Below are 1,565 nucleotides of genomic sequence, written 5' to 3'. Positions count from 1 at the left end.
CTGGCCATCGTCTCCGCGCTGATCGTGGAAGCTGCCGGCGACCGCTTCGCGATCCCGCAGCTCTCGGTGGTCGAGCTGGTGCGGGCCCGCGCCAATTCCGAGCACCGCATCGAGCGCATCAAGGACACCGCGGTGCTCAGGCTGCGCAACAAGCTGCTGCCGCTGATCCATCTGAAGAAGCTCCTGAAGATCGACGACGGCGCGGCCAGCGATCCCGAGAACGGCTTCATCGTGGTCACGCAAGTGGGCAGCCAGACCTTCGGCATCGTCGTCGACGGCGTGTTCCACACCGAAGAAATCGTGGTCAAGCCGATGTCGACCAAGCTGCGTCACATCGACATGTTCTCCGGCAACACCATTTTGGGCGATGGCGCCGTCATCATGATCATCGACCCCAACGGCATTGCCAAGGCGCTCGGCGCCGCCGGCTCCTCGGCCCATGACATGGGCGACGAGAACGGCGCCCATCACATCGGCTCGGGCGAGCAGACCACCTCGCTGCTGGTGTTCCGCGCCGGCTCGTCGCAGCCCAAGGCGGTCCCGCTCGGGCTGGTCACGCGCCTCGAAGAGCTGCCGGCCGACAAGATCGAGTTCAGTAACGGCCGCTACATGGTGCAATACCGCGAGCAGCTGATGCCGCTGGTGGCCATGGAAGGCGTCACCATCGCCAGCCAAGGCGCCCAGCCGATCCTGGTGTTCGCCGACGACGGCCGCTCCATGGGCCTCGTCGTCGACGAGATCATCGACATCGTCGAGGAACGGCTCAACATCGAGGTCGGCGGCTCCTCCTCCGGCATTCTCGGCTCGGCCGTGATCAAGGGCCAGGCCACCGAGGTGATCGACGTCGGCCACTTCCTGCCGATGGCGTTCGCCGACTGGTTCACCCGCAAGGAGATGAAGCCGTCGCTGCACTCGCAGTCGGTGCTGCTGGTCGACGATAGCGCGTTCTTCCGCAACATGCTGGCGCCCGTGCTCAAGGCCGCCGGCTACCGCGTCCGCACCGCGCCGACCGCGCAGGAGGGCCTCGCCGCGCTGCGCGCCCAAACCTTCGACGTGGTGCTGACCGACATCGAGATGCCCGACATGAACGGGTTCGAGTTCGCCGAGACCATTCGCGCGGACAACAATCTCGGCTCGATGCCGATCATCGGCCTGTCGGCGCTGGTGTCGCCGGCGGCGATCGAGCGCGGCCGTCAGGCCGGCTTCCACGATTATGTCGCCAAGTTCGACCGTCCCGGTCTGATCGCGGCGCTGAAGGAGCAGACCGCGGGCGCCGCCGGCGCCTCCGAGCTGAGCCGGGCGGCGGCGTAACCCACGGGATCAGGAGACAGGCTTATGGCCAACACCAAGATGCAGTCCAGCGAAGGCGCTATGGTCGAATACGTCACCGCGATGATCGGCGGCCAGCTGTTCGGCCTGCCGATCTCCCGCGTCCAGGACGTGTTCATGCCCGAGCGCGTCACCCGCGTGCCGCTGTCCTCGCGCGAGATCGCCGGCGTGCTCAATCTGCGCGGCCGCATCGTCACCGTGGTCGACATGCGCGCCCGTCTCGGCCTGCCGCAGCC

Annotated in this window: 2 protein-coding genes; both read left to right on the top strand. The window is 67.0% G+C overall.

The annotated features are described in order from the left end of the window. On the top strand, positions 1 to 1,311 hold a 1,311-nt coding region (locus XH84_RS31820; RefSeq protein ID WP_128948538.1), incomplete at its 5' end, for an ATP-binding response regulator. 24 nt (positions 1,312 to 1,335) lie between these two features. Then, positions 1,336 to 1,565, top strand: a 230-nt coding sequence (locus XH84_RS31815) for a chemotaxis protein CheW (RefSeq protein WP_208757122.1), incomplete at its 3' end; no start/stop codon positions are given.

It is taken from the genome of Bradyrhizobium nanningense, from assembly GCF_004114535.1.
Taxonomy (GTDB): Bacteria; Pseudomonadota; Alphaproteobacteria; order Rhizobiales; family Xanthobacteraceae; genus Bradyrhizobium; species Bradyrhizobium nanningense.
This window is presented reverse-complemented; position numbering and strand designations above follow the sequence as displayed.